General features: G+C 34.9%; 4 protein-coding genes. 3 read left to right on the top strand and 1 reads right to left on the bottom strand.

From position 1 onward, the window contains the following. Positions 1–1615 precede the first annotated feature (1615 nt). From FNZ60_RS08755 to FNZ60_RS09810, 3 genes are read left to right on the top strand one after another with little or no spacing between them, the layout of a single operon-like run. On the top strand, positions 1616–3076 hold the full coding sequence (locus FNZ60_RS08755) for a hypothetical protein (RefSeq protein ID WP_142417199.1): 1461 nt from the start codon (positions 1616–1618) through the stop codon (positions 3074–3076). Then, the gene (locus FNZ60_RS08750; protein ID WP_142417198.1) at positions 3076–3501 is read left to right on the top strand and encodes a hypothetical protein; all 426 of its coding nucleotides are present in this window, start codon (positions 3076–3078) and stop codon (positions 3499–3501) included. The genes FNZ60_RS08755 and FNZ60_RS08750 overlap by 1 nt, the downstream gene beginning before the upstream one ends. A 1-nt stretch (position 3502) precedes the next feature. Further along, positions 3503–3640: a hypothetical protein gene (locus tag FNZ60_RS09810; RefSeq protein WP_185913567.1), complete on the top strand. Its 138-nt coding sequence runs from the start codon at positions 3503–3505 to the stop codon at positions 3638–3640. 1272 nt (positions 3641–4912) lie between these two features. Here the strand turns inward: FNZ60_RS09810 and FNZ60_RS08745 are convergent. After that, positions 4913–5274 (bottom strand): hypothetical protein (locus FNZ60_RS08745; RefSeq protein WP_142417197.1); only part of this gene is annotated, 362 nt, incomplete at its 5' end.

Below are 5274 nucleotides of genomic sequence, written 5' to 3'. Positions count from 1 at the left end.
AAGGTTTTATTCTATACTAAGGTCTGGGGTCGCGCTTATGGCAATGCGAAATTAACCAAGAAAAGCAAAGTAAGGGAAGTTCCTATAAATTATGAAGTTTATGAAAGCGATAACCTTGTAAAGATTGTTGATGAAATAGAATAAAGAACGGCGCATGGGGGGCGCCTTTATGGCTATAAACGCATTATAAAATACATTGTTTAAAACGTATCATAAAAAGAGAATTTCAAAAAAGAAAGCCGTGTCAATTGATATGACGCGGCTTTTCCATAGAGGTATGTAAAAATGATTCATACAAACGAAATTAACAATGAATGCCTATATACAAAACGTATCATATTGCAAGCGCTCTCTTGTCTTTATGAAAACTTATCAAAAGGAACGTAAAGGATAGGTATCATCTTGATAGCATTCATTTGAATGAGAGAAAATATAAACGCTTGTTATGGCTATCAAACGTATTAATAAAATGCCCTTTTCTTTAAAGAGATTCATTTGAAATAAAGCACATGATCACAATGCTTCTTTAAAACGTTTCAATTACTACTAAGCTCAAAATTGAGTTGAGTGAATTGAAATAACTGACATTCTAAAATCAAAACCTATCAAACAAATCAAAACGCTTTTATAAAATCTAAGGCTTTTAAGATTGGCTCTGCTGTGAAATCTAGATCTTTGTTTTTTCGTAAATGAAAGGTTTTTAAAAGCAAATGATAACTAAATTATAGCTGTTATAAAAAGAGGTTTTAAACGTTTTTTATAAAGATCTCATTTTATGGTTCAAACGTAAACGTTTATTTGAAATGCTATGCGTCTTTTCACTTTTTTCAAACATAATTTCTTTAAAAATTAACCAGCTCAATTTTGAGCTCGTTATCTTTAGAATAGAGCATTCTTTAAACAATGCCGTTTTTTCTAAAAATTGAGTAAAATCCCATGTTTTGAGATTACAACGATTTTGAATTTTGCTTGCTTATCTTTGTCTTAATAGGTACCCCCATTTAACTTTGTATTTTTAAACGATAACTTTTAAAACGTCTTTTGATAGCTTGCTTGCATACGTCAAAAAAAGCTTTTGATCATAAGATATAACGTTTTGAATTTCATATCTGCTATTTCGTACCTCGGTAAAAAAATACCGTGGTTATAAAACTGATCTTATCTTTAAATATTTTATGCCCCCTTATGAATTAAAACCTATAAGCTTATAAAAGTTTCAAACGATTATTTTCCTTTTAAGGTTTCGCTCAAAAAAGAGCAAAATACATACCATTCTTTAAATGCATGCGATTATGTTATTGATAATTTCAAACGATTGAATTTTAAAACAATGCGATTTTTGAGTGATAAAAACGTATCATAAAATTTATGAACTGTTATGAATGATAACGGCTTTTCATTTCATTTAAATGACGCATGCGTTATAATATTTGCATCATGATTTGCTTTTTATGCTCTATTCATACGTGACAATCCTATATAAAAAATGGTCAAATGAATCACGTATAAAAGTGTGGATTCTTAAGTGGATTCATATAAAATAATTACACTCAACATATTGACTTTATTGTGTTTTTTGGTATTATACTGCGTATAATTCCAACGGATTTCTAACATGGTTTATTTCCCCATAGCCGATTATCGACCAGATGTTGCGGTTGTCAACGGCAGCTTTACGGATAGCCTTGTAAATGTTTTACCGGCAGATGGGGGCTACATTCCTATGCCTAGTGCAACGGTTGTTTCTAAGGTTCCTTTAGAAGAAAAGCCTTTGGGTTGTATAGCCTTTAGAAGTGGCAATGGTGTTAAGATTATCGTCGGAGGCAAGCAAAAGCTTTATAGTTATGATAGCCAAACGCAAGGTTGGAAAGACATCAGTCAAACTGGTGTGACGTATAATGCGCATGAGGATAATCAATGGTCATTTGCTTTGTTTGGTCAAAGAGTTATTGCGGTAAATAAAAATGACAAACCGCAAGTCTTTAATACTCATAGTTCCGAACGATTTGAAGATTTAGGAGGCAATCCGCCGAAAGCAGGGTTGGTGAAGGTTTGGGGACCCTTTGTTTGTTTGATGCAATTGACTGATCATCCCAATCGCATTCATTGGTCTGGTTTGGAAGATGCAACCCATTGGACCGTTAAGCAGAAAGATTGTGATTTTCAAGATTTTCCAGATGGAGAATATGTACAAGGGGCAACGGAATCCACCAATCCACTCATTTTTATGCGTTCTGCTGTTTATGTAGGAACCTTTGTTCCAGGTTCTAAGATTGTTTTCACTTTTCAAAAGATTCAAGACAAGCGAGGAGCGCGCAGTGCAGCCTCTATAGCTTGTCGAGGCAGTGACGCCTTTTTTGCGAGTGATGGTGGCTTTTATCAGATGAGTTTGGATGGTCAACTTTTACCAATAGGCTTTGAGAAAGTTGATAGAACGGTTTTTAAAACATTTGATAAGCATGCCCTTGATGAGATGCAAGGAGTTATAGACCCCGTTGATAATCGAATTTACTGGTCTTTAAAGAAAGGCAATAACGAACAAACCACCTTTGTTTATGATTGGGGTTTGCAAAAGTGGTCGACGATACAAGGAAAGCCTTTCACATTCTTTCCAGTCTTTACGACAGGTTATACTTTAGAGCAGTTGGATGAGATTTCTATCAATCTTGAATCCTTACCGGCTTCTTTAGACAGCCCTCGTTGGCAAAGTGGTGCGCCTATCCTTGGGGCTTTTGATGATCACAATCATCTTGTTATGTTTACAGGAACCCCAATGGAGGCAACGGTTGTTTCGCAAGAGATGGGGGCACCGGATGGAAGTTTTAGCTTTATCACGAAGATGTTTGCAGAGGTTGATACGACGCAAGGTCTTTTAAGCATTGGGGAAAGAAGATTGCGCAATCACGATACGCCGATCACATGGCATAAGGAGAGGATATGTTCTTATGTCACAGGTGCTTATCATGGACGTTCACGCAATCGTTATCACCGTTTTAAATTGCGCATTCCCGAATATGAATCTTGGACAATGATTACGGGTTTTAATGTTGATTTACGTCCTTTAGGCAGAGGATAATGGCAAAAGTCTATTTGACCAGTTCTTGGGATTTGGAGCGTATAGCCCCATACTTTGAAGAGATCATTGCGTCATTGAGTGATTACGTAGAGCGTTTCAAACATGAAGTTACGTTACAAGAACTGATTGAAGCCATTTGCAGTGGCAAAAAACAGTTGTGGCTTGTTTTGGATGATGATGAGAAATTTTTAGCGGCTGTTACGACCCAGATACAACAGACAGTTTTAGGAAAGAAGCGCGTTTTGATTTGTGAATGCAGTGGCAAGGGCGTTCTTGATCAAATTGATAATTTAAAAGTTGCAGAGGATTGGGCGCGTGAGAATGGCGCTTTCGAGATAGAGATTTTAGGGCGCTTAGGCTGGAAACGCGCATTGGACAGGCAAGGTTACGGCATAACGATGCTTTATTACAGGAAGGAATTATGACATGGGGAGCAGTACGCCAACAACACAAGAACAGAAACAGGTGCAGACAAGCGCCCCGCCTTCTTGGATGCAGAATGTTTTTAAGCGTGGTGGTGCAGATGCCTATCAAATGTATAACGCATTATACATAAAAAACTAATAAAGTCAATATGTTGAGTGTAATTATTTTATATGAATCCACTTAAGAATCCACACTTTTATACGTGTTTAAATTGACCATTTTTTATATAGGATTGTCACGTATGAATAGAGCATAAAAAGCAAATCATGATGTAAATATTATAATGTATGTGTCATTCAAATGAAATGAAAAGCAGCTATCATTCATAATGGTTCATAAATTTTGTGATACGTTTTTATCATTCAAAAATCGCATTATTTTAAAATTTAGTCGTTTTAAATTATCGATAACGTAAATCGCATGCGTTTAAAGAATGTATGAGTTTTGCTCTTTTTTGAGCGAAACCTTAAAAGGAATAATCGTTTGAAACTTTTATAAGCTTATAGGTTTTAATTCATTAGAGCGCATAAAAGGATTTAAAGATAAGATCGGTTTTATAACCACGGTATTTTTTTACCGAGGTACGAAATAGAAGCTATGAAATTTAAAATATTATATCTTATGATATTAGAAGCCTTTTTAATGATATAGCAAGCGAACAACAAACATTTTAAAATGTTATCGTTTAAAGATACGAAATCAAAAGGGGGCAATCCAAATTTGGAGGCAGCTATTTAGATAAAGATAAGCAAGCAAAGTTCAAAACTATTGTAACATCATAAAGACATAGGATTTTACTAAATTTTGGAGTCAAAAGCGACATTGTTAAAAGAATGGTCTATTCTAAAGATAACGGGCTCGAATTTGAGCTGGTTAAGATTGCCAACTCAAAATTGAGCTGGTTAATTTGCAAAGAAATTAGGTTTTAATGAAAAGTGAAAATACGCTTATGAGAACCTCTTTAAGGGAACGTCTAAACGTTTGAAACATAAAATGAGATGATTATAAAAAACGTTTCATTTACGAAAAAAAGAAGATCTAGATTTCATAGCGGAGCAAATCTTAAAAAATTACATTTGATAGGTTTTGATTTTAGAATGTCAGTTATTTCAATTCACTTAACTCAATTTCGAGGTTAGTATATTAAAACGTTTTAAAGAAGCATTTTGATAATGTGCTTCGTTTCAAATGAATCTCTTAAAAAAAAGGGCGTTATGATTAATACGTTTGATAGTCATAAAAGCGTTTATAGGCTCTCCCATTTAAATGCATGCTATCAAGATCATACTCATCATTTACGGTTCTTTTGATAAGTTTTCATAAGAACCAAGAAAGCGTTTGCAATATGATACGTTTTAAAGAATGCTTATAAGGCGTTTACAGCCTTAAAGGCGCCCCCCACGCCATTCTTTATTCTGTTTCATCAACAATCTTGACAAGGTTATCGCTTTCATAAACTTCATAATTTATAGGAATTTCCTTTACTTTGCTTTTCTTGGTTAATTTCGCATTGCCATAAGCGCGACCCCAGACCTTAGTATAGAATAAAACTTTGGCATTGCCAAAAACAGAGCCATAAATTTCAGCACAACCACCCACCAAAGCACCGCCATAGACCTTGCCATATATTTTTGCACGACCATTAATAAGGGCATAATTATAAACATGGGCATAGCTATGAATACGAGCCGAGCCAGCAACAATGGCACGACCATAGACCTTTGCATAATTAAAAACCGTAGCATCATAAGAAACATGAGCATGATCATAAA

This window comes from Bartonella massiliensis (assembly GCF_902150025.1).
Lineage (GTDB): Bacteria > Pseudomonadota > Alphaproteobacteria > Rhizobiales > Rhizobiaceae > Bartonella > Bartonella massiliensis.
This window is presented reverse-complemented; position numbering and strand designations above follow the sequence as displayed.

What these genes read in the sequence shown, in the direction of transcription:
- FNZ60_RS09810 (WP_185913567.1), top strand. Translation starts at nt 3,503, where the DNA reads ATGGGGAGCAGTACGCCAACAACACAAGAACAGAAACAGGTGCAGACA.
- FNZ60_RS08755 (WP_142417199.1), top strand. Translation starts at nt 1,616, where the DNA reads ATGGTTTATTTCCCCATAGCCGATTATCGACCAGATGTTGCGGTTGTC.
- FNZ60_RS08750 (WP_142417198.1), top strand. Translation starts at nt 3,076, where the DNA reads ATGGCAAAAGTCTATTTGACCAGTTCTTGGGATTTGGAGCGTATAGCC.